This window comes from Nonomuraea sp. NPDC050404 (assembly GCF_040655495.1).
Taxonomy (GTDB): Bacteria; Actinomycetota; Actinomycetes; order Streptosporangiales; family Streptosporangiaceae; genus Nonomuraea.
In genome coordinates, this window is record NZ_JBFAKB010000039.1 from 80,666 (window position 1) to 103,059 (window position 22,394).

Consider the following 22,394-nt stretch of genomic DNA (forward strand, 5'->3'; position numbering starts at 1 on the left):
GCCCTCGTATGCCGCAGGAGCGAGGATTGCGGTGGCCGAGCCAAGGAGTGGTGAGACTTAGATGACCGACGAGACGCGCTCCACCGAAGGACGCATGCCGTCGGACTCCCCCGAGCCACAGGGGCGGCCGGACTTCCTACCCGCCGACGACGGAACCGACCAGCAGGGCAGGCGGCCCGAGCCGCCCGCCTCCTTCGGCGGTTCCTGGGGCGACCCGTCGGGCCGCCCCAACGCCTTCGGCGCGCCGCCGTACGAGTCCTTCTCGTCTGACTCCCCGCCCTCTGGCGGCCCGTCCCCCTCTTTCGGCCCGCCTGACGGAGGAGCCCCCTACGCCGACTCTCCCGCGGGTGGCCGTCCCTACATCGACGCCCCGCCCCCGAGCGGCTCCCCGTACGCGGACATCCCGCCGCCCAGCGGCCCCGCCTACCGGGACGTGCCGCCACCGGCCGGCCCCTCGTACGAGACGTCCGCCCCCTCGTACGAGACGTCCACCCCGGACAACGCCACCCAGACCGGCCCCCAGTTCGGTGCCTCCTCCTTCGGCCCGCCTGACGGAGGCGCCCCGTCCTTCGGCCCGCCCGAGGGAGGAGCCCCCTCCTTTGGCCCGCCCGACGGAGGCACCCGTTCCTACGACAGCGGCCCGTCGTTCGGGCCGCCGGACGGAAGCACGCGCGCCTACGACGACAACCCGTCGTTCGGGCCGTCCGATGAGGGTGCCCGCTCCTACGACAGCGGTCCTTCGTTCGGGCCGCCCGATGGGAGCACACGCGCTTACGACAGCCCCTCCTTCGGTCCTCCCGACAACGGAACGCGCGCCTACGAGGGCCCGTTCTTCGGTTCGCCGGACGGGGGCGCACGTTCCTATGACGGCCCGCCGTTCGGTTCGGGTGGCGGCGGCCGGCCCCCCTACGGCGGGGGCCCGACCCCGCCGCCGCCTCCTCCCAAGGCGCTCGGCATGGGCCCCGGCTGGGCTCCGCCGCCGCCGGGCGGGCAGGGCACGACGGCCAGGCGAGGGCCGAGCACCGTCTTCATGATCTCGATGGCCGTGATCATCGCGCTGCTGGCCTCGCTGCTCGGCAGCCTGGGCACGTACGTGCTCACGAAGCCCTCCAGCTCCAACGACCCCTCCTACAGCCTCGGCCCGCTGCCCACCGGCGCCACCAACCGCGCGCCCGACTCGGTGGCGGGCGTCGCCTCGCGGGTGCTGCCCAGCGTCGTCTCGCTGGAGGTGGGCAACGGCAGCAGCACCGAGGGCGCGTCGGGATCCGGGTTCCTGATCAAGAACGGCTACGTGGTCACCAACAACCACGTGGTCTCGCTGGCCGCCAAGGGCGGCGAGATCCGGATCATGTTCAACAACCGCAAGACCACCTCGGCCCGCATCGTCGGCCGTGACCCGGGCTCCGACCTGGCCGTGGTCAAGCCGGAGGAGACGTTCGGCACGCCGGAGATCACCCTGGGCAACTCCGACCAGGTGGTGGTCGGCGACCCCGTCATCGCCATCGGCTCCCCGCTGGGCCTGACCGGCACGGTGACGACCGGCATCGTCAGCTCGCTCAACCGCCCGGTCATCGCCGGCGACGACACGGGCACCAGCAGCGAGGAGCCCGCCTACATCAGCGCCATCCAGACCGACGCGGCCATCAACCCGGGCAACTCCGGCGGGCCGCTGGTGAACGGCAGGGGCGAGGTCGTCGGCGTGAACTCGGCGATCGCCACGCTCGGGCGCTCGATGAGCAGCCAGAGCGGCAGCATCGGCCTCGGCTTCGCGATCCCGGTCAACCAGACGCGGCGGGTGGCGGAAGACCTGATCACGACCGGCAAGGCCAAGCGACCCAAGATCGGCATCGTGCTGGACAAGGACTACCGGGGCGTTGGCGTACGGATCAACTCCGAGCCCGCCGGCGGCCAGCAGCCCGTGACCGAGGGAGGCCCCGCCGACCAGGCCGGGCTGAAGGCCGGTGACGTGATCCTGGAGATCGACGGGCTGGCGCTGCAGGACGGCAACGAGCTGATCGCGCTGATCCGCAGCAAGGAGCCCGGCTCCAAGATCAGCATCAAGTTCCAGCGCGACGGCCAGGAGCGCACCGCCACGCTGACCGTGGTCGCCGAGGAGGGGCCCACCCCGACGCCGTCCTGACGGCCCTTCATCGACCGGGGTCCTCATCGACGATCCGGCAGCGCCGCGGGAGGCCCACCGCCCCCCGCGGCGCTTTCGCCGGTGACGAGCCCTTGAGGTCCCCTGGGGGCATGGGTGATATGGCCCGGGGCTGACGACCGACCTACCCCCTGGAGCCCTTAGTCTGTGGATAGGCCGGGGTTGTCCTCGGAGAGGGTTTGACTGCGGTAGGAGCTGACGGTGTTCGGACTCGGGTGGATGGAGATCGGAGCGCTGATCGTGATCGCGCTGCTCGTCTTCGGTCCGGAGAAACTGCCGCAGGCCGCCGCGCAGGCGGGCAAGACGCTGCGCAACCTGCGCCGGATGGCCAACAACGCGCGTGACGACCTGCGTGCCGGTCTGGGCCCGGAGTTCAAGGACTTCGACCCGACGGACCTCAATCCGCGCAATTTCGTCCGCAAGCATCTCCTCGACGACCTTGAGGACGACTGGAACAACAACAAGCAGGCTCAGCTGGAGCCGGTCGGGGTGACTCCGTACGGGGCTGAGCCGGTCGATGAGCTCGGCTACGGCGAACTGCCGCCCTACGACGCCGAAGCCACCTGACAAAGCCGCACACCGCCGTACAGCGGCACCCACCACCCAACCATCCGGCACCCGCACGTCAACCACCTCGGCAGCCGTATGCCGCCGTGTAGGGACACGAGAACGGGCCCGCTCGGTGAGCGGGCCCGTTTGTTGTCGGAAGCCGGGCCGGGCGGCCCGTGAAGTGGGGTCAGCGGTGCGGGGCGAGGCCGAGCTGCAGGCCCTTCAGGCTGGAGGAGCGCTTGCTCAGGGCGCCCGCGATGTTGCGCAACTCGCTGGCCGCGGGGGAGTCGGGATCGGTCAGCACCAGTGGCTTGCCCTCGTCGCCGCCCTCGCGCAGCCGCAGGTCGATGGGCACCTGGCCGAGCAGCGGCACCCGGGCGCCCAGCGTGCGGGTCAGCGCGTCCGCGACGGTCTGACCGCCGCCCTCGCCGAACACCGCGATGCGCTCGTCACAGTGGGGGCAGGGCAGCCAGGCCATGTTCTCGATGACGCCGGCGATCTGCTGGTGCGTCTGGGCCGCGATCGAGCCGGCCCGCTCGGCCACCTCGGCGGCGGCCATCTGCGGCGTCGTCACGACCAGGATCTCCGCCGACGGCAGCCGCTGCGCCACCGAGATGGCGATGTCGCCCGTGCCGGGAGGCAGGTCGAGCAGCAGCACGTCGAGGTCGCCCCAGTAGACGTCGGCCAGGAACTGGTGCAGCGCCCGGTCGAGCATCGGGCCGCGCCAGACCACGGGCGTGTTGCCCGGCGGCTTGAACATCCCCACCGAGATGACCTTGATGTCGTGGGCCACCGGCGGCATGATCATGTCCTCGACCTTGGTGGGCCGCTCGGCGGCGCCCAGCATGCGAGGAACGCTGTGGCCGTAGATGTCGGCGTCGACGATGCCGACCTTGAGTCCGTTCGCGGCCATGGACGCGGCCAGGTTGACGGTCACGGAGGACTTGCCCACCCCGCCCTTGCCGCTGGCCACCGCGAACACGCGGGTCAGCGAGCCGGGCTGGTTGAACGGGATCTCCTTCTCGGGTCCGCGGTCGCCGCGCAGCTTGGTCTGCAGCGTCTTGCGCTGCTCGGTGCTCATGACGTCGAGTTCGATCTGGACGCCGGTCACACCCTCGACCTTGGCGACGGCGTTGGTCACGTCGCGGGTGATGGTGTCCTTCATCGGACAGCCGGCCACGGTGAGGTAGACGCCTACGCGCACCGCCCCGTCGGGAGCGATCTCGATGCTCTTGACCATGTCGAGATCCGTGATCGGGCGACGGATCTCGGGGTCGATGACGGTGGACAGTGCCGCCGTCACCAGTTCCTGGGTTGGTGCCATCGAAGTCTCGGCACGAGGGAGTGCCGTCCCTCCTTAGTCGGTCTATGTGTGGCAGGCGCTGGAGCCCAGCGAGGGTGCCCCTCCATGGTATGAACCCGAGCCCGCGCGTAGTTAATTCCGCACGCTGCCGTTTGCTCATGCGTGGAGAAGTCCGCGCCGTCAGCGTCCTAAGGCTACCCCGGTGGCTCGTCCGCGCGACGAGAGCCTGCTGAACCCTATCGGCGCTCCGGCTCGCTCTCCCGCTCCTGGGCGTTGTCCCTGAGCTCCTCCAGCAGTTTGCCGAGCTCGGAACGCAGATAGTCGCGGGTGGCCACCTCGTTCAGCGCGATGCGCAGGCCGGCGATCTCGCGCGTCAGGTACTCGATCTCGGCCTGGTTGCGGTCGGCGGATTCGCGGTCCTGCTCGTACTGGATGCGGTCGCGGTCGTCCTGCCGGTTCTGGGCCAGCAGGATCAGCGGCGCGGCATAGCTGGCCTGCAGGGACAACATCAGCGTCAGGAAGATGAACGGGTAGGGGTCGAACTTCAGGCTCGGGGGCGCGGCCACGTTCCAGCACACCCAGACCGCCACGAACACGGTCATGTACACGATGAACCGGGCGGTCCCGAGGAACCGGGCGATCTGTTCGGACAGGCGGCCGAAGGTCTCCGGGTCGTAGTGCGGGCGCAGCGAGCGGCGCAGGGCCTTGGGCTGGTCGAGTCGGTCAGTCGTCACGGTCGTCGGCCCTCTCTCGCCAGTCTTCCGGAAGCAGGTGGTCCAGGACGTCGTCCACGGTCACCGCTCCGACGAGACGGCCCAGCTCGTCCACCACGGGGGCGGCGAGGAGGTTGTAGTTGGCCAGGTAGTAGGTGACCTGGCGCAGCGTGAACTCGGGCCTGATCGGCGTGATCGAGGGGTCGATCACGCCCCCGAGCAGCGTGGAGGGCGGTTCGCGCAGCAGCCGCTGGAAGTGCGCGACCCCCAGGTACGCGCCGCTCGGCGTCTCCGTCGGCGGCCTGGTCACGTAGACCTGGGCGGCCACCGCGGGCGTCAGGTCCTGCTGCCTGAGGTGCGCCAGCGCGTCGGCCACGCTGGCGCTGGGCGGCAGGACCACCGGCTCGCTGGTCATCACGCCGCCCGCGCTGTCCTCCGGGTAGGTCAGCAGCCGGCGTACCGGCTCCGCCTCGTCCGGCTCCATCAGCGCGAGCAGCTCGGCGGCCTTGTCCTCGGGCAGGTCGTGCAGCAGGTCGGCGGCGTCGTCGGGGCCCATCTCCTCCAGCACGTCGGCGGCCCGCTCGGGCGCCAGCGTGCCGAGGATGCCGATCTGGTCGTCGGGCGGCAGTTCCTCCAGCACGTCGGCCAGCCGCGTGTCGTTGAGCGCGGCGGCGATCTCGACGCGCCGCTTGCTCGGCAGGTCGTGCAGCGCGCTGGCCATGTCGGCGGCCCGCAGCGACTCGAACGCGGCGATCAGCCCGGCCGCGCCCTGGTCCTTCTGCAGCGTGTCGAACCCCGAGACCTCTTCCCAGTCCACGATGCGCGGCTCGCGCCGCCTGCCCTTGTACAGGGCGACCTTGGCGATCTCCCAGGTGGACGGCTTGGTCTCGGCCATGGCCACGTCGTAGACCGTCATGGGCTGCTCGCCGAGGTGTACGCGCAGGTCCAGCATCTGGCCGATGACCAGGGTCTCGGTGGCGCGCTGCTCGAACCTGCGCATGTTGAGCCGGCCGGTGAAGACCACGGATCCGGCCTCGATGCCGCGTACCCGGGTGATCGGCAGGAAGACCGCGCGGCGCGGCTGCATCTCGACCACGAAGCCGTGGACGGCGGGCCGGCGGCCGATGCGCAGCCCGGCCACGATGTCCCTGACCCGGCCGATCTGGTCGCCCGCCGGGTCGAAGACCGGGGTCCCGGGGAGACGGGCGACGAAGATCTTCACCCGGCCAGGCTACTTGATGGCCATGCGGCCCCATTGCACCCGGGGCGTCCGACATGTCAGTATCAAAACCGCATAACGGTAATTACTCAACTGGGGTGTGCGATGAGGTATGCGGGGCTCGCGCTCGCGTTCGTGTCCGCCTGGTGTTTCGCCTTCTCGGGACCCATGGCGAAATATCTCATCGCGGCCGGGGTGACACCGATCGAGGCGGTCTGGACGCGGATGGCCGGCGCGGGGTTGCTGCTGGTGGCCGTGCTGGCCGTCGTACGGCCGCGGGCGTTGCGGATCCCCGGGTCGCGGCTGCCGTTCTTCGCGCTGTACGCGGTCATGGCGGTGGCCGGGGTGCAGGCGCTCTACTTCGTGGCGATCACCCGGCTGCCTGTGGGGGTGGCGCTGCTGCTGGAGTTCATGGCGCCGGTGATGGTGGTGGCCTGGGTACGGCTGGTCCGCAAGGTACGGCTCGCGCGGCACGCCTACCTCGGCGCGGTCGTCGCCGTCGTCGGCCTCGGGATCGTCGTCGAGGCGTGGCAGGGGCTGCGGCTGGACGCCCTGGGCCTGCTGCTCGGGCTGCTGGCCGGCGCGTGCTGCGCCGGATATTTCCTGATGAACGATAGCTTCGGCGACGACGTGGACCCGCTCGGCCTGATCGCCTGGGGCATGACGGGGGCGGCCGTGGTGCTGATCCCGTTCGCCCGGCCGTGGAACATCCCGTGGGACGCCTTCACGGTCACCGCGGCGCCGGAGAGCGGGATGCGGCTGCCGGTGCTGGCCGCGTACCTGTGGATGGTGCTGATCGCCACGGTGGTGGCCTACATCCTGGGCGTCAACGCCGTGCGGCGGCTGTCGGCCGCGGTGGGGGCCACCGTGGCGTCCCTTGAGGTGATCGGCGGCGCGATCGTGGCCTGGGGGCTGCTCGGCGAGGCGCTCGGCGTGTTCCAGATCGTGGGCGGCCTGATCGTGTTGTCGGGCGCGCTCCTCGCCCAGATGGCCACGCCCGGCACCAAGCCACAGCCGGAACTGCCACAGCCGGAACCTGTGGCGGACCTGACGGCACCGGACGACCCGGCGGCCGAGACGGTCATCACCCGGAGCTGAGCAGCGCAGTCGGCCGGGGCGAGCAGCGCAGTCGGCCGGGGCCAGCGGCGCTGTCGGCCGGGGCGAGTAGCGCAGTCGGCCGGGGGGAGCCGCCCCGTCAGCGTTCGGGGGTGAGCCGCCAGACGGTGGACTCGCGGGCCCAGCGCTCGGTCAGGTGCTCGCTGTCGCGGGCGTTGAGCCGCTCCTTGGCCAGCACCGCCAGGGCGTCACCCGCCGCGGCCTGGTCAACGGCGGACACCGCCGCCTCGAACTCCACCAGCCGCGCCCCGTTGTCCTTGCTGCGCAGCGTGACGTGCACCCGGTCGAGCGCGTCGAGGCCGGGCAACTGCTGCTCCTCGCCCCCGGTCACGAGGTAGATGGCGCCTTCGTGCCAGGCATGCCAGGCCAGGCGGGGACGGTCGAGGGTGAGCCAGAGGATGCCGGACTTCTTGGCGCCCTCCTCGACGGCCGCGGTGTTGTCGCTCACGGACCAGACTGTAACCGGTCCGGCCGACACGTGGCAGGGTCCACTAGCGTGTGCGCATGCGCTCACGACGTTCTGTGCTCGCCGTGCCGGGCAGCAACCCCCGATTCCTGGAGAAGGCCCAGACCCTGCCCGTGGACGAGGTGTTCCTCGACCTTGAGGACTCGGTCGCGCCACTGGCCAAGGAGGAGGCGCGGGCGAACATCGTGGCCGCGCTGCGCGAGGGCGACTGGTCGGGCAAGACGCGCGTGGTCAGGGTCAACGACCTGACGACGCAGTGGACGTACCGGGACGTGATCGAGATCGTCGAAGGCGCGGGGGAGTTCCTCGACTGCCTCATGCTGCCCAAGGTGCAGGACCCGACCGAGGTCGTCTGGCTCGACACGCTGCTCACCCAGATCGAGAAGACCATGGGGTACGAGGTGGGCCGCATCGGCATCGAGGCGCAGATCGAGAACGCCCGCGGCCTGGTCAACGCCGACGCCATCGCCGGGTCGTCCGGGCGGTTGGAGACGCTCGTGTTCGGCCCCGCCGACTTCATGGCCTCCATCAACATGCGCACGCTGGTCGTCGGCGAGCAGCCGCCCGGCTACGTCGAGGGCGACGCCTACCACTACATCCTCATGCGGCTGCTCATGGCCGCCAGGACGCACGACCTGCAGGTGATCGACGGGCCCTACCTGCAGATCAAGGACGTCGAAGGCTTCCGCAAGGTCGCGAACAGGGCGGCCGCGCTGGGCTTCGACGGCAAGTGGGTGCTGCATCCGGCGCAGGTGGACGCCGCCAACGAGGTGTTCTCGCCGACGCAGGAGGACTATGACCACGCCGAGCTCATCCTGGAGGCTTATGAGTACTACACCTCCGTGGAGAAGCGCGGCGCGGTCATGCTGGGCGACGAGATGATCGACGAGGCATCCAGGAAGATGGCGCTCGTCGTGGCCGCCAAGGGGCAGGCGGCCGGGTTGAGCCGGACCAAGCGGTTCACGCCTTGAAACCGGCTCCTTCGTACGGGTTCACACCTTGAAGCCGACGGCGGTGAAGAACCAGAACGACGAGGTCAGCCAGAGTCCCACGAGCGCCGTGAACGCCAGCCCGCCGAACACGGGCAGTGTCCAGCCCGGCGTGCCGCGTTTGGGCAGGGCCAGCATCTTCGCGGTGAAGATGCCGTAGAACAAGCAGCCGAGCAACGAGTGCGCCAGTACGCGGGGCACGTCGTACTGCAGGCCCAGGGCGTACAGGCAGTGGAAGGCGACCGGGATCGTGAGGATGAACGCCAGCCGCCCCGACCATCGGTGCACGGCGTTCGGGATCTTGATCCCGAGCTTGCCCCACATCGACATGGCCGACACGACCTGCACGATCGCCAGCAGGAACGCGCCCGTGGTCAGCCACACCTTCATCGGCAGCGCCGCGGAGAAGCCGGCCACGCCGACCGCGAATCCGGTCGGCGTGTGCGCCCGGCCGTACACGCCGAGCGCGAGCACCACGAGGCCGCCGATGAGCAGGGGTACCAGTAACGAGGTCACGCCGGGCGAGCGGCGCTGCTGGTTGACGGCGGTCATTGCATCTCCTCGATGAAGCCGTCGACGTCCTTCGGGGTGACCGTGGTGCCGTCGATGGTCACGGGCGCGGTGGGCTGCTCGTCGTCCAGTTGCGGGATGTCGAGCTGCTGCTCTCCGACGAAGGCGGTGCCCACCTGGTAGTAGCCGCCGTTCGGGTCCTTGATCCTGATCCAGCCGGCGCGCAGCCTGGCGCCTCTGACGTTGGCGGTGGCCCGGTACAGGCCCGACGGCTTGACCACCGTCGGGGCCGCGAAGTCCCACCTCTTGCCGCCGACGGAGACCCACCCCTCGGCGCGGCCGTCGCCCAGTTCGGCCGTGACCTTCGAGGCGGCGTTCGCCACGCCCTTGAGCCGCAGCTCGCCGGCCGACTCGGTGCCCTTGAACCACGCCTCCGTCCTGCCGTCGCAGAAGTAGCCGACGGCCTTGCCGTTCCTGATGGAGATGGCGACGAGCGCGCCGGTGCCCTTCACCCGGCCGGCGTAGTCGGCCTTGGCGATCTTCTTCGGCTCCGTCTGTTCCTGTGACTGCTCGGCCGAAGGTTCGGCCGAGCCCTCCGCACGCGGTGCTTCCGCTGCGGTGTTGGCGGCCGTCTCCTCGGCCGCCGGTGTCGCGGTGTAGCTGGCGACACCCAGCCCCATGGCGAGCACGACGCCCGCCGCGAGGGTGATGACAGGTCCCAGCCTTGACATGGACTGCTCCCAGGGTCGAAATGCCTACGACTCCGAGCATCCGCCTAAAACGGTGGACCGTCTGTGAACTAATGCGCACCAAGCGGACAGAATGGGGTTATGCAGGAGAATCCAGGGCCACATCTTCCGTACGACACGCAAGCGGCCGGTTATCCGTACCGGCAACAACCGCCCTCCTGGTTCCTGCCGGTCCCAAGGGGCGCCCGCTTCGACCATCTGGCCAGGATTCCGGGCGTGCACCCGTGGCGGGCGATCGTCGGCACGTTGATCATCGGGGTCGGGTTCTTCGCGGTCGGGATCGCGGTCATCTTCGCCTACATGCTGGTGGCGGTGCTTTTCGACCTGCCCTCGCCGATGAGCGAGACCGGGGTGCCGGCCGGCACGCCGTTCGGGTTGTCCATGACGCTGCTGTCGATCGCGCCCGTGCTCCTGCTGGTGTTCGGCACGGTGGTGCTCATCCAGCGGCGCAGGCCCGGCACGGTCTCGTCCGTGGCCGGGCGGCTGCGCTGGTCCTGGATGGCGTACTGCGGCGGGCTGGCGCTGCTGGCGCTGGTGCTCGGGCAGGCCGCGCAGTGGCTGGCGCTGACGGTCTCCGGGCTTCCCGCCGAGATGTTCGGCTGGGCCGGGTGGTCCACCTTCCTGCCGCTGCTCATCGTGATCGTCCTGCTGGTGCCCTTCCAGGCCGCGGCGGAGGAGTACGTCTTCCGCGGCTGGTTCATGCAGGCCGTCGGGGCGCACGTGCGCAACCCGATCTGGGCCATCGTCATCGGTTCCGCGTTGTTCGCCTCGCTGCACGGGTACTCCTGGGCCGGGCTGGTCGACGTGTTCGCTTTCGGCGCCGTCATGGCCTGGCTGGCGGTGCGCACCGGGGGGCTGGAGGCGCCTATCGCGCTGCACGTGCTCAACAACGTCGTGGCCTTCGGGGTGAGCGCCGCCGCCGGCAACCTCGACGACGCCCTCGATCAGAGCAAGGTCCCGGTGCCCTGGCAGGCGTTGGCGGGAACCGTGGTACAGCTCGGGGTGTATGCGTTTGGTGTGATGTATCTAGCTAAAAAGCGGTCAATTAGCACCGTTTCGGAATAAATCCGGCGGTTGGTGCGGGGAATCTCGCTAGAGAGGTCTCGCTATTCCGGCTGAGGCATGCTGGTCTGGATGCTGTCGGGTCGGTCGCGGATTCTCTCTGTGATCTTCCTGGAACGGTCCGCACATGCGGCCCAGATCCACCTTGTACGACTAGTTCGACTAGGAGGTACGGCGCGTGGCCTCCGGCCCCAGCGAACCGCCACGGCGACCGCCGGAAGACGACGCCCCGCATTCCGAGGGCGCCGGCGAACCGAAGTCCCCTCCGGAAGAGCCCAGGATCAGCCATTCGCCGCCAGGTCCCACCGACGATCGGGCCAGGGGATTACCGCTGACCTCCCCCTGGGGGATGCCGCCCTTCGCCGCTCCCATACCGGAGGATGAGCCGCGGGAGCCGCCCAAGGGGCGCAGGCCGTACAGTTCGGCCACGGCGGAGGCGGAGATGGAGCCGCGCCGCCGGCCCCGCCGCATCGTCAACCGGCCGGACAAGCTGGTCGCCGGCACCCCGCACCGCCGCCACGACCAACCCGCCGCCGCGTCCCCGACCGCCGAGCCTTCCCCGGCCGCCGCGTCTTCCCAAGCCGAGTCTTCCCAAGCCGCGTCTTCCCCGGCCGCTGAGTCTTCCCCGGCTGCTGAGGTGACGGAGCCCGTCCCCAAGGCCGAAGCGCCCCGCGAAGAGGTGGAGACCGCACCCGCGGCGCCTCCCTACCGGCTGGTGTATCCGGTGCCGGAGCGGGCGGAGACGTCCGGAACCCCGGAAGAGCCCGAAGAGGACGCCGCCGAGGACGACACCGAGGTGCGGCGCGTCGGAAGCCCGCCGGCCGGCCGTCCCACCAGGCCCGACCTCCTCGTGGCCACCGGCCCGCAGGGCACCGGCGGACGCCACCACAGAGGTCCCGCCCCCGCCGCCGTACGCAGGGCCGGCCCCGTGCACCGGGGCAGCAGGGCCATCCCGGTCGTCCTGAGCGTGGCCGTGGCCGTGCTGGTGGCCACCGGCGTGCTCGTGTGGCAGTGGAACGACGAGGAAGCCCAGGGCCTGCGGCTGGAGGCGGGCACCGGCAGGTCGGGTGACGAGTTGTTCACCGTCCGGGCCGCGGGCGACGGCACCGACCAGAAGCTCAACGACATGACCTCGGTCGGCCGCGCGGTGGTGGCGGTCGGCAGCGACACGACGAGCCCGACCCCGCGCCCGCTATTCCTGTTCTCCCCGAACGGCGGCAAGACCTGGCGGCTCGGCCAGGTGAACGGCGCCTCCACGCCCACGGTCCGGCACGTCGTCGGAGGAGACGGACGCTGGCTGGCCAGCGGCGGCGACGGCGGCGCGGGCGAGCGCGGCCTGTGGACCAGCGCCGACGGTTTCAGCTGGACGGCCGTGCCGTCGGAGGCGCTGGCCGCCTTCAGGCAGGGCGACCACATCGAGGACATCGCCAGAACGGGCTCCGGATTCGTCGCGGTCGGGAGCACGACGGGCCCCGACGGCGGCTCGGGGCCCGCGGCCTGGCACTCGGCGGACGGCACGAGCTGGGAGCGCGTCGAGACCAGGGAGCTGGGAGTACGGCAGATCAAGGCCGTGGTCGCCAAGGACGACACGGTCGTGGCCATCGCAGTCCCCGCGGTCGGCGAGGGATCGCGGGTGCTGCGCTCGTCCAACGGCGGGCGCGACTGGCGCACGACCGGCTTCCAGCTCCCCGAGGCCACCGATCCCCGTGCCGGGACGGTGGCCGTGCTGCCCAAGCAGTTCGTGCTGGTGCCGACGCGGCGGCGGACGATCGAGGGGGACGTACGCGTCTACTGCTCTCCGACCGGGGAGCGGTGGTCGCAGTGCGGCTCCATCGGCGGCCTCGACTCGGCCAGCGTCGGCGTGGAGTCGCTGATCTCCTACCCGTCGGGCGTCGCGGCGATCAGCCAGGCCGGCCTCGGCAGCTACTCCGTGCTGACCAGCACGGACGGCCGGGACTGGGACAAGCGCACCGAGTTCGGCGACCTGAACGGCGCGACGCTGCGCGGGTTCACGATCGCCGAGGGCGGCACCCTGTTCGCCGGCGGCGACCAGGCGGCCTCCGACGTCGACAACCAGCTCGTCATCGTGTCCGCGCCCGCCCGCGGCTCCGCCTCCCGCGTACGGCTGGGCGAGGTCGAGGGCCTGACCAGGATCGCCCGCGAGACGAACGCGCTGGCGGGCCACGGCGGCCGGTACGTGGCGGTCGGCTCGGCCTCTGGCGACGCGGGCCTGTGGACGATCGAGAACTGGCAGAGCTGGAAGTCCATGAGCCTGGGCGGTTCTGGCAGGCAGTCGCTGGAGGACGTGGCGTACGGCAGCCGTGGCTGGCTGGCCGTCGGCGGCACCGAGACGAACGTGGCCGTCACCGACCCCCTCCTCGTCACCTCCACCGACGGCGAGAACTGGAAGCGGGTCGATGTCGCGGGCGACCTGGCCCGCCAGTCCGACCACTTCTACCTGCGCGCGAACGTGGTGGCGGCGGGCAAGGAGGGCTACGTGGTCGCGGGCGAGACGCGCGATCCGTCCGGCACGAACGGCGCCGCCATCTGGTTCACCCCGGACATGCGCAAGTACACCAGGTCGGAGAGGCTGCCCCAGGGTGGCTCCGGCGCGCGCATCCACGACGTGGCCGCCATCGGCGACGGCTACGTGGCGGTGGGCGGCTCCGGCGGCGCCGACCGGGAGAGCAGCGTGGTCTGGCACTCCGAGGACGGGGTGAACTGGACCGCCAGGGGAGGCGTGACCCCGGAGGACGCCTCGTCGGCCGGACTGCGCCGGGTCATGACTTATCAGGACAAGCTGGTGGCCATCGGCACGGCCATGACGGGCGGGTCCCGGCGCGCGTTCGCGGCGGTCTCGGACGATGAGGGCCAGACCTGGCAGACGGCCTGGCTTCCCGCGGAACAGGCGGCGGCGGTGTACGACCTGGCGGCGGGGGAGGAGGGGCTCGTGGCGGTCGGCTGGCACGGCGTGCCGGGAGAGGGCGACAGCGCGGCCTGGACCTCGCAGGACGGGCTGGCGTGGAACCGCATGGCGCTCACCAAGGACCGCCTGGCGGGCCAGGGGGCGCAGTGGTTGTCTGCGGTGGCGCTGAAGGGCTCGGAGGTGGTGGCGCTCGGCCGGTCCACGACGTACAACGCCGACCACCTGATCCTGTGGACCTCCAGCCTGACGTCGAGCCGATAGGGATCAGAGGGGCGGCAGGACGTGCCATTCCGTGAGCGAGTCGAGGAGGCCCTCGGAGAGCGGCAGCCGTACCAGGTCCTCACGGTCGCACCAGCGCACGTCGGCGGCGTCGTCCCCGGCGGCGGGCACCCCGGCCGTCACGGTGGCGAGATAGTCGCGGATCACGTACGTGACCCCGCCCGGTCCCGGCCGCTCCACCGTGCCGGCCAGGCGACCCACCGCCACGTGCAGGCCCGTCTCCTCCAGGACCTCCCGCCGCAGCCCTGCCTCGTCGCTCTCGCCGGGCTCCAGCCGGCCACCGGGAACGGACCACAACCCCTTGCCGGGCGGATGGCCACGCTTGATGAGAAGGAGTCGGTCAGAAGCGTCGAAAATGATCGCGCCCACACAATTTACGCGCACATGACCAAGATTACGACGGGATAACGGCCAGCGGCCTTGACGCGGCCGTGCCGGAGAAAGCACCGTGGGTAGTTGTGAGAGCGGCTCCAACCTGCCCACGGTGCTTTGGCCCGCTTCACGGGCCGGGCGCCTGGTCTAGTGCGTTTCGATGTGACACGCACGGTGATGTCCTGCCCTACCAGCCTCCATCGCCGCCGACCAGCACCGCGCTGGAGGCGATACGGAAGACCTCGGTGGTGCCCGTGTGGCTGCCGTGGCCGCTGCCCGCCGGCTGGCTGGTGACCGGCTTCGCCGAGGTGGGCGACCAGCGCACCGGCGCCCGCGCCAGCCTGGTCGCGCTGACCGGGCCTTCGCTGCTGGAGGGCCCCGCCGACCTGGTCGTCATCGCCGAGGAGCCCGGCATCGGGCTGGGCGCGGCGTTCGCGGGGCTGGACGGCCCCGACCCGGGCGAGGGCTTCGACTCGGGCCCGCCCAACGCCAAGATCGCGGTGCTCGGGCATCCCACGGCCCTGTGGTGCGTGGCCGGCGAGGACGACCGGGCCGTCTACGCCGGTGAGGCGATGGGCAACTGGTTGTGGACCATCGCCTGGCCCGCCGACGCCGGCTGCATGATCGGGCTGGCCGAGCTGTCCCTGCTCGACGCCCGTGACCACGAGCTGGACGTCCCATTCGGGGCGTTCTCCCCCAGACTCGAGGATTAGTACGCGCGAACGCGATTCGCGCTGTCATGCAGACGGGCTAGAGTTCGGAGGCGTGACAGCGCGTATCGAGCGAGTGGTGACCGAGGGCGTCGTCGACATCGACGGCACCGAGCACAAGGTCGAGAACAACACCTGGATCCTGGGCGACGACGAAGAGGTGATCGTCATCGACCCGGCGCGGGACGCCGAGAAGATCCTGGAGCAGGTGGGCGAGCGGGAGGTGCTGGCCGTCATCTGCACGGCGGGCCTGCCCGACCACGTCTCGGCCGCCATCGAGGTGGCCAGCAGGGACGAGGCCGTGGTCGCCCTGCACCCCAAGGACAAGCCCCTGTGGCGGGAGACCTGGCGGGAGACCTGGCCCGACATCGACATGGAGGACGACGGCATCTTCGGCGTGGCCGACGTGCAACTCGACGTCATGGAGACCCCCGGCGTCACGCCCGGCGGCGTCTCGCTCTACTGCGAGGTGCTCGGGGCCGTCTTCACCGGCAAGGCCCTGCAGGCCGACGGCCCCGGCAAGATCGGCGGCGAGTACCCCGCGCTGGCCGACCAGCTCACCTCCATCGGCGGGCGGCTGTTCACGCTGCCCGGCGACACGCGGGTGCTGGCCGTGCACGGCGACGAGGTCACGATCGGCGATCTGGAGCCGCACTTCGACGACTGGGTCTCCGGCTCGCTGACCCGCGTCGACACCGAGGTCCCGGTCGAGGGGCCGCTGACCGACGGCACCAGGATCTCCGGCGTCAGGCTCAGCCAGGACGACGACTAAGTGCGGCGTCCGGCGACCTCGCCGAGCGAGGCCGGATGAACGCCACCCAGGGCCAGCTCCCGCTGGAGGGCATGCCGCGGCGGCTCTATTCGTGTACGCCGTCGCGGTTGAACAGCTGGCTCGACTGCCGCCGGCGTTACCGGTTCACCTATCTGGACCGGCCGCAGCCCTCCAAGGGGCCCGCCTGGGCGCACAACAGCGTCGGGGCCAGCGTGCACAACGCGCTGGCGGGGTGGTGGCGTGAGCCGTACGAGCGCAGGACGCCCCTGACGGCGGCCATCCTGGTCACCAACGGGTGGATCAACGAGGGCTTCAGGGACGACGAGCAGTCGGGGCGCTGGCTGGGTCGCGCCCGCGACCTCGTGTCCGGATATGTAGCGACATTGGATCCGTCGGATGATCCGGTCGGCGTCGAGCGCACGGTCGCCACGCGGACCAAGGTCATCGCCGTGTCCGGGCGCATCGACCGGCTCGACCGGCGCGGCGACGAACTGGTCGTGGTCGACTACAAGACCGGCCGCCGGCCGCTCACCCAGGACGACGCCCGCTCCTCGCTCGCCCTGGCCGTGTACGCGATCGCGGCGAGCTCGATGATGCGCACCCCGTGCCGTACGGTCGAGCTGCACCACCTGCCCACCGGCGAGGTCGTCGAGTGGCGGCACACCGAGGAGTCCCTGGCCAGGCACCTGGGCCGGGCCGAGGAGGTGGCCACGGAGGCGTCGGTGGCCGACGAGCGCTACCGGGCCCTGGTGGCCGCGCCGCCGAAGGCCCGCCGCGCATCCTCTGGCGATCGGCAGCCGGTCGGACCCGCCGCCGTGCCGGCCGAGATCGACGAGCTCTTCCCGCCCAGCCCCGGCCCCATCTGCTCCTGGTGCGACTTCCGCCGGCACTGCGCGGAGGGCCAGGCGGCCGGCCCGGAACGCCAGCCTTGGGACGCGTTGGCCGAATAGCGGCCAACGCGTCCCGGCCAGGCGCCCGTCGCGGGTCGCCGTCCGGATGCCGCTGCCTGTCAGACGGTGGCTTTGGGCCAGCGGCGCGGGTCGGTCTGGCGGCGGTCCGGGATCGTGCTGCTGCCTGTCAGGCGGTGGCTCGGGGCCAGCGGCGCGGGTCGGTCAGGCCCTTGAGCCCTTTGCGCACGTCGTAGCCGGCCGCGCGCGCCCGTTCCCGCGAGGCGCGCAGCATGCTCCTGGTGGCCGGGCTGAAGGCGAGGTCGTGCACCGGCTCGGGCAACGCGTTCAGGCCGAACCTGAACGCCGTCAGCGCTGCCGTGACCGTCGCGCTGGGTATTTCGGGCAGAGCGCCGTACATCCGCCTGGCCCAGCCCGGCAGCGTGTAGTAGCACAGCGCGCCGAAGGGGAAGTAGGCCGGCTTGCCGGGGGACAACCTGCGCAGTTCGGGCGGCAGGCGCGGCCACAGCAGGAACCGGACGGTCGAGGCCGCCTCCGGCGTCACCCGCAGACTGGGGCGGACCTGCTTGAAGTAGGCGGCCATCTCCGCGCGCGAACCGGGCACATCGTCCAGGTGCAGGCCGACGTACGTGGCGCTCTTGCGCTGCTCGCGCAGGTAGCGGTCGGCCTGGCGCCCGGTGAGCCCCAGCCCGCCGCGCCTGGCCACCTCCAGGTACGACGACACCTCCGCGCAGTGCACCCACAGCAGCAGTTCGGGATCGTCGACCCGGTGAGTCCTGCCGGTGGCCGGGTCGTGGATGCGCAGCGCCCGGTGGATGCCGCGTACCCGCCTGCCGATCTCGTCGGCCTCACGCGGGCTGCCGAACGTCACCCGCCCCACGAAGTCGGCGGTACGGCGCAGCCGGCCGAACGGGTCGTCCTGGAAATCGGAGTTCTGCCAGACGCCCAGCATGGCCAGGGGATGCAGCGCCTGGAGCATGAGGCCGCGCACGCCGCCCACCCACATCGAGCGGTCGAGGTGCACCTGCCAGGTCGCGCTCTGCGGTGGCTGCGCGGCGATCTCTTCCATGGTAAGTAGAGAATTACATGGCTTTGGGCCTTATGTCCAAGTAGTGCTTCTCGGCCGAGTTCCAGAACCTGACCAGCGCCGCCGCGGTCGTCTCCGGCGCCTCCACGGCGGGGGAGTGCACCGCGCCCGGCACGACCACGCACTCGGCCTGGAGCCTGGCCGCCATCTCCGACTGGGCGTCGGGGGGCCAGCCGTCGTCGTGCTCGCCGTACAGCACCAGCGTGGACACCTCGATCTGGCACAACTCGTCGGTACGGTCGTGCATGGTCAGCACCTGCTCGGTCATGCAGGCCAGCGCGGTCGGCGCGTTGGCGAGCAGGCGCTTGTGCAGGAACCGCAGGATCTCGTCGGGTACGTCGGCCGCCAGCGCGTCAGGCTCGAACCTGCTGTGCCACACGTGCTCAAGACCCAGCACGGGCACCTCTTCCAGGATCTTCCTGCCGTTGTGCGCCCGCTTGCCCTCGATCGCGCCGGGACCCGAGCCCATCAGCGTGAACGAGGCGAACTTCGTGCGCCCGTCGATGACCGCCTCCCTGCCGACCAGCCCGCCGAAGGAGTGGCCCACCAGGTGAACGGGGTCGCCGCCGCCGATGACCTGGGCGAGTGAGTCGACGTCGGCGCCGAGGGCCGCGCAGGTGTAGGCGGCCGGGTCGTCGGGGCCCGGGGTCTCGTACTGGCCGCGCAGATCGATCGCCACCACCCGGCGGCCCGACTGGGCCAGGGTCATCAGGACCGCGATGAAATCCTCCTTGCTGCCCGTCACCCCGGGGAGCAAGAGCGCTGGCCAGCGCTCAACCACACCATTGACCGGAAGCGCCTCCAGGACCGCGAACGTGCCCTGTGACGACTCGATCTTCTGTGGTGTGACGCCTGGAGGCAGGTCGAGGAATCGCGGCGTACTCACGTGGGGCAACAATACCCAGAGGTCAGCGCCTCGACACCGGCATGGACACTACGCCGGTGCGAGTTCTGCGGAGTTGCGAGCTTTGCGCGCCCGCGCCACCCGCCCCGCCACCTCGCGCGACGCCCACACGCACCGACCCCTGGGAGAAGCTGTGCGCGCGCCTCACGCGATGCTGCGGCGCAGCACCCCCACCAGGCCCTCTCAGGCATGTTCGCGCCCCAGACACCCGCTCAGAGCCCTCCACGGGCCTCTGGCGGCCGGTCCTCGGGCTCGGACGGTGGTGGCTGCGTACATGCGGAAGGGCGCGCACCCTGGCTCGGGTGCGCGCCCTTCGGCGTGCTGTGCGGCGGCGGGTCAGCCCCGGCGGGGCGTCACCGCATGCGCGGGTCGGCCCCTGTGCGGGTCAGCCGGTGCGGCGGCGGTTGCCGCCACCTCCGCGGGGCTGGCGGCGCTGCTGCTTGCGCTCGGTCGCGGCCGACGGCGCGATGTCGTCGTCGTCCGTGGCCAGGTCAGGTGACTGGAAGATCACCGCGAACGGGCTGGCCGGAATGATCCGCTCCGGCTCCCTGCGCGCCGGCGGAGGCGGCGTCGCCATGAAGCTCGGCTCGGGCTCCGGCTCAGGCCGGGCGGCGACGGGCGCCGCCTGGCGCTCTCCGGCGGGTGCCGGCTGCCGCTCCACGACGGGCCGCTCCACGGCGGATGCGGCCTGCCGCTCGGCGGCGGGTGCGATCCCGCGTTCGGCGGCGGGCGCCGACCGGCGCTCCGTCACCGGCGCGGCGGACGGCCCAGTGGTCGTCTCAGCGGCCCTCTCTGTAGCCGTCTCAGTCGCCGTGTCGATGCCGGAAGGCTCAGTAGCCGCCCCCCGGCGCGTACGCGTCCGCTTGACCGGCGCCTCGGCGGCCTCCTCGGCAGGAGCCTCGACGGCGGCCTTACGCGTACGAGTGCGCTTGACCGGCGTCTCCGCGACCTCCTCGGCAGGAGCCTCGGCGACCGCGCCCCGGCCCGAGCCGGTGCCGGGAGCCGGCGCCTCAGGGGCGTCGGCGAGCGCCTGCTCGATGGCCGAGGATGCCGCGCCCCTGCGCGTACGTGCGCGCTTCTGCTCGGCCGCCCCCTGGATCTCATCGGTGGTGAAGATCGCCGGAGTCTCCTCCGTCTTGGCATCCACGAGCTCGACCTCCGGCCTCTCGACGGGTGCGGACTCCGCCATCTCACGTCCGCCACGGGTGCGGCGGCGCTGACGGGGCGTACGGGCAGGGCGCTCCTCGCGCTCTTCACGGCGCCGCCCGCCCCGCGTGCGGGTCCGGCCGGTCTCACCGAGGTCCTCGATGCGCTCGGCTGACAGCCCGGCGCGCGAGCGGCTGCCGTGCGGCAGCACGCCCTTGGTGCCCTCGGGGATGCTCAGCTCGGAGTACACGTGCGGCGAAGTGGAGTAGGTCTCCTCGGGCTCGGCGAAGTCGAGCCCGAGCATCTGGTTGATCATCTTCCAGCGGGTCAGCTCCTCCCACTCCACGAACGTGACCGAGATGCCCGTGCGCCCGGCCCGGCCGGTACGGCCGATGCGGTGCACGTAGGTCTTGTCGTCGGTGGGGCAGTCGTAGTTGACCACGTGGGTGACGTCGTCGATGTCGATGCCGCGGGCGGCCACGTCGGTGGCCACCAGCACGTCGATCTTGCCGTTGCGGAACGCGCGCAGTGCCTGCTCGCGCTGGCCCTGGCCGAGGTCGCCGTGGACGGCCGCGACCGCGAAGCCGCGCGTGTCGAGCTGCTCGGCGACCATGTCGCAGGCCCGCTTGGTCTCACAGAAGACCATCGTGAGCCCGCGCCCGTCGGCCTGCAGCAGCCGTGCGACGATCTCGATCTTGTCCATCCGGTGGGCGCGCCACACGATCTGGCGCACCTGCGGGGTGGTCTCGCCCTCGCCGCTGTCGAACTCGGCGCGTACGTGCGTCGGGCGGTTGAGGTATTTGCGGGACAGCGCGACGATCTCGCCCGGCATGGTCGCCGAGAACAACATCGTCTGCCGCTCCGCCGGGATCAGCTTGAAGATCCGCTCAATGTCGGGCAGGAAGCCCAGGTCGAGCATGCGGTCGGCCTCGTCGAGCACGAGGGTCGTGACCTGGCTCAGGTCGAGGTGCTTCTGCTTGACCAGGTCGAGCAGACGGCCCGGGGTGCCGACGATGACGTCGACCCCGGCCTTGAGCGCCTCGATCTGCGGCTCGTACGCGCGGCCGCCGTAAACGGTCAGGACCCGTGAGCCGAGCTTGCCGGCCGCGGTCACGAGGTCCTCGCTGACCTGCACGGCCAGTTCGCGGGTCGGCACGATGACCAGCCCGCGGGGCTTCTTGCGGTTCTTGCGCGGCTTCCCGATGCTCTGCAGCATCGCGATGCCGAACGCGAGGGTTTTTCCCGTGCCCGTACGTGCCTGACCGATGAGGTCCTGGCCGCTCAGGGCGAGCGGGAGTGCCATCTCCTGGATGGGGAACGGTGTGATGATGCCCTCGGTCTCGAGGGCATCGGCGATCTCTGGTGTGACTCCGAGGTCTCGGAAAGTCGTCAGCGTGGCCTGCCTCAGTCTCAAATGAAGGCGGGCCTGCCGGGACCGACGGGCGGAAAACAGCCCCGTGTCGTGGGTCCTCGCGGTAGAGCCAGCCCTCTCGCGTCATCGCGACCGCGGCACCCGGGGAATCGGGGGGTAATCGGGGAAAACCCCCGAATTTACACAGTGCGGTCGCACTTTCACAGAGCAGTGTACTCGATACCACAACGCTGACCGAGCTTGCGTATGTTCCCGAAGTTTCTCCGAAGTACGCTGCCTTCCATGAAGGAGTCCCCTGGAGTCGTCGACCTGCTGGGTGTGCTGGCCTACGCGGAGCTCAGCGCGTACGCGCGAATGACGGAGGACGCGGCCACGCTGGCGCCCTCCCTGGCCGACCGTGCGGCGCTGAGCGAACTGGCCGTCACCGAGTACGCCCACTTCCGTCTCCTGTGCGAGCGGCTGGCCGAGCTGGGTGCCGATCCCGGCGAGTCGATGTCGCCGTTCGTGGGCGCGCTCGACTCCTGGCACACCCAGACCAGGCCGGCCGACTGGCTGCAGGCGCTGGTCAAGACGTACGTGGGCGACGGCATCGCGCTCGACTTCTACCGGGAGGCGGCCAAGCTCCTCGACCCCTCGATCGTCAAGCTGGTGGATGAGGTGCTGGTCGACGAGGAACGTTCGCAGTTCGCGGTCGAGCGGGTCAGGGCGGGCATCGAGGCGGAGCCGGCGGCGGCGGGGCGGCTGGCGCTGTGGGCACGGCGGCTGGTCGGCGAAGCGCTCAGCCAGGGTCAGCAGGTGGCCTCTGCGCGTCCGGAACTGGCGCTGCTGCTGATGGAGTCGCAGGGTGAGGATCACACCGGTATTTCCCGCCTTTTCGCCAAGCTGACCGAGGCGCACAACCAACGCATGGCCGCGATGGGGATCTGACAAGCCTGCCAACAGGGCCGGTCGACTGGTTCGGTCTACGGGCCTGGTCGCTGGGCCTGATCGATGCGCCTGGTCTACGGGTCGGGTCGACGGGTCTGTCCATCGGGCGGCGCGAAGGCGCGAAACGGTTGTAGCGTGCCAGACATGAGGGCCTCGC

General features: G+C 70.9%; 20 protein-coding genes. 10 read left to right on the plus strand and 10 right to left on the minus strand.

Going from position 1 to position 22,394, the window contains the following annotated elements:
* Nucleotides 1–61 precede the first annotated feature (61 nt).
* Both AB0I81_RS56830 and AB0I81_RS56835 read left to right on the plus strand, forming a co-directional pair.
* Nucleotides 62–2,140, plus strand: coding sequence for a trypsin-like peptidase domain-containing protein (locus tag AB0I81_RS56830; RefSeq protein ID WP_360677452.1), 2,079 nt, complete (start codon nt 62–64; stop codon nt 2,138–2,140).
* A 219-nt stretch (nt 2,141–2,359) separates the two neighbouring features.
* Nucleotides 2,360–2,725 carry a sec-independent translocase gene (locus AB0I81_RS56835; protein WP_360677454.1) on the plus strand — a complete coding sequence of 122 codons (366 nt, stop codon included), beginning with the start codon at nt 2,360–2,362 and terminating at the stop codon, nt 2,723–2,725.
* Between the two features lie 169 nt (nt 2,726–2,894).
* Here the strand turns inward: AB0I81_RS56835 and AB0I81_RS56840 are convergent, their stop codons facing one another.
* The 3 genes from AB0I81_RS56840 to AB0I81_RS56850 form a co-directional block, all read right to left on the minus strand.
* Entirely contained in the window at nt 2,895–4,031 is a 1,137-nt protein-coding gene (locus AB0I81_RS56840) for a P-loop NTPase (protein WP_360677456.1), read from the minus strand.
* A gap of 215 nt (nt 4,032–4,246) precedes the next feature.
* Nucleotides 4,247–4,744 (minus strand): DUF1003 domain-containing protein, encoded by a 498-nt coding sequence (locus tag AB0I81_RS56845; protein ID WP_360677458.1) that lies wholly within the window; start codon nt 4,742–4,744, stop codon nt 4,247–4,249.
* A complete protein-coding gene (locus tag AB0I81_RS56850) occupies nt 4,734–5,945 on the minus strand; it encodes a CBS domain-containing protein (RefSeq protein WP_360677460.1) in 1,212 nt (403 codons plus the stop codon). The genes AB0I81_RS56845 and AB0I81_RS56850 overlap by 11 nt, the downstream gene beginning before the upstream one ends.
* 102 nt (nt 5,946–6,047) lie before the next feature.
* On the opposite strand from AB0I81_RS56850, the gene AB0I81_RS56855 reads away from it, so the two are divergent.
* A complete protein-coding gene (locus AB0I81_RS56855; protein WP_360677462.1) occupies nt 6,048–7,040 on the plus strand; it encodes an EamA family transporter in 993 nt (330 codons plus the stop codon).
* A 97-nt stretch (nt 7,041–7,137) separates the two neighbouring features.
* Here AB0I81_RS56855 and AB0I81_RS56860 read toward each other — a convergent pair whose 3' ends face one another.
* Nucleotides 7,138–7,506 carry a hypothetical protein gene (locus AB0I81_RS56860; RefSeq protein ID WP_360677464.1) on the minus strand — a complete coding sequence of 123 codons (369 nt, stop codon included), beginning with the start codon at nt 7,504–7,506 and terminating at the stop codon, nt 7,138–7,140.
* Nucleotides 7,507–7,562: 56 nt separating this feature from the next.
* On the opposite strand from AB0I81_RS56860, the gene AB0I81_RS56865 reads away from it, so the two are divergent.
* On the plus strand, nt 7,563–8,495 hold the full coding sequence (locus tag AB0I81_RS56865; RefSeq protein WP_360677466.1) for a CoA ester lyase: 933 nt from the start codon (nt 7,563–7,565) through the stop codon (nt 8,493–8,495).
* A 21-nt stretch (nt 8,496–8,516) separates the two neighbouring features.
* On the opposite strand, the gene AB0I81_RS56870 is transcribed toward AB0I81_RS56865, so the two are convergent.
* Nucleotides 8,517–9,065, minus strand: a complete 549-nt coding sequence (locus AB0I81_RS56870; protein WP_360677468.1) for a DUF6529 family protein — start codon at nt 9,063–9,065, stop codon at nt 8,517–8,519.
* Nucleotides 9,062–9,754, minus strand: coding sequence for a hypothetical protein (locus AB0I81_RS56875; RefSeq protein ID WP_360677470.1), 693 nt, complete (start codon nt 9,752–9,754; stop codon nt 9,062–9,064). The genes AB0I81_RS56870 and AB0I81_RS56875 overlap by 4 nt, the downstream gene beginning before the upstream one ends.
* A 99-nt stretch (nt 9,755–9,853) precedes the next feature.
* Between AB0I81_RS56875 and AB0I81_RS56880 the strand changes: the two genes are divergently transcribed.
* Nucleotides 9,854–10,837: a CPBP family intramembrane glutamic endopeptidase gene (locus AB0I81_RS56880; RefSeq protein ID WP_360677472.1), complete on the plus strand. Its 984-nt coding sequence runs from the start codon at nt 9,854–9,856 to the stop codon at nt 10,835–10,837.
* A gap of 439 nt (nt 10,838–11,276) precedes the next feature.
* The gene (locus AB0I81_RS56885; protein ID WP_360677474.1) at nt 11,277–14,021 is read left to right on the plus strand and encodes a hypothetical protein; all 2,745 of its coding nucleotides are present in this window, start codon (nt 11,277–11,279) and stop codon (nt 14,019–14,021) included.
* Between the two features lie 3 nt (nt 14,022–14,024).
* On the opposite strand, the gene AB0I81_RS56890 is transcribed toward AB0I81_RS56885, so the two are convergent.
* A complete protein-coding gene (locus AB0I81_RS56890; RefSeq protein WP_360677476.1) occupies nt 14,025–14,408 on the minus strand; it encodes an NUDIX domain-containing protein in 384 nt (127 codons plus the stop codon).
* A gap of 89 nt (nt 14,409–14,497) precedes the next feature.
* Here AB0I81_RS56890 and AB0I81_RS56895 point away from each other — a divergent pair, with 89 nt between their 5' ends.
* Genes AB0I81_RS56895 through AB0I81_RS56905 form a run of 3 tightly spaced genes read left to right on the plus strand, consistent with a single transcriptional unit; the run spans nt 14,498 to nt 16,843 of the window.
* Complete coding sequence (locus AB0I81_RS56895) at nt 14,498–15,124, plus strand: DUF6758 family protein (protein WP_360677478.1); 627 nt, start codon at nt 14,498–14,500, stop codon at nt 15,122–15,124.
* 52 nt (nt 15,125–15,176) lie between these two features.
* Nucleotides 15,177–15,893: an MBL fold metallo-hydrolase gene (locus AB0I81_RS56900; protein WP_360677480.1), complete on the plus strand. Its 717-nt coding sequence runs from the start codon at nt 15,177–15,179 to the stop codon at nt 15,891–15,893.
* A 35-nt stretch (nt 15,894–15,928) separates the two neighbouring features.
* Nucleotides 15,929–16,843, plus strand: coding sequence for a PD-(D/E)XK nuclease family protein (locus AB0I81_RS56905; protein ID WP_360677482.1), 915 nt, complete (start codon nt 15,929–15,931; stop codon nt 16,841–16,843).
* A gap of 127 nt (nt 16,844–16,970) precedes the next feature.
* On the opposite strand, the gene AB0I81_RS56910 is transcribed toward AB0I81_RS56905, so the two are convergent.
* From AB0I81_RS56910 to AB0I81_RS56920, 3 genes are all read right to left on the minus strand, one after another.
* Nucleotides 16,971–17,870, minus strand: a complete 900-nt coding sequence (locus AB0I81_RS56910; RefSeq protein WP_360677484.1) for an oxygenase MpaB family protein — start codon at nt 17,868–17,870, stop codon at nt 16,971–16,973.
* 13 nt (nt 17,871–17,883) lie between these two features.
* Nucleotides 17,884–18,774, minus strand: coding sequence for an alpha/beta hydrolase (locus AB0I81_RS56915; protein WP_360677486.1), 891 nt, complete (start codon nt 18,772–18,774; stop codon nt 17,884–17,886).
* A 403-nt stretch (nt 18,775–19,177) separates the two neighbouring features.
* Nucleotides 19,178–21,241, minus strand: a complete 2,064-nt coding sequence (locus tag AB0I81_RS56920; RefSeq protein WP_360677488.1) for a DEAD/DEAH box helicase — start codon at nt 21,239–21,241, stop codon at nt 19,178–19,180.
* 351 nt (nt 21,242–21,592) lie between these two features.
* Between AB0I81_RS56920 and AB0I81_RS56925 the strand changes: the two genes are divergently transcribed.
* Nucleotides 21,593–22,237, plus strand: coding sequence for a ferritin-like fold-containing protein (locus AB0I81_RS56925; RefSeq protein WP_360677490.1), 645 nt, complete (start codon nt 21,593–21,595; stop codon nt 22,235–22,237).
* Nucleotides 22,238–22,394: the final 157 nt, after the last annotated feature.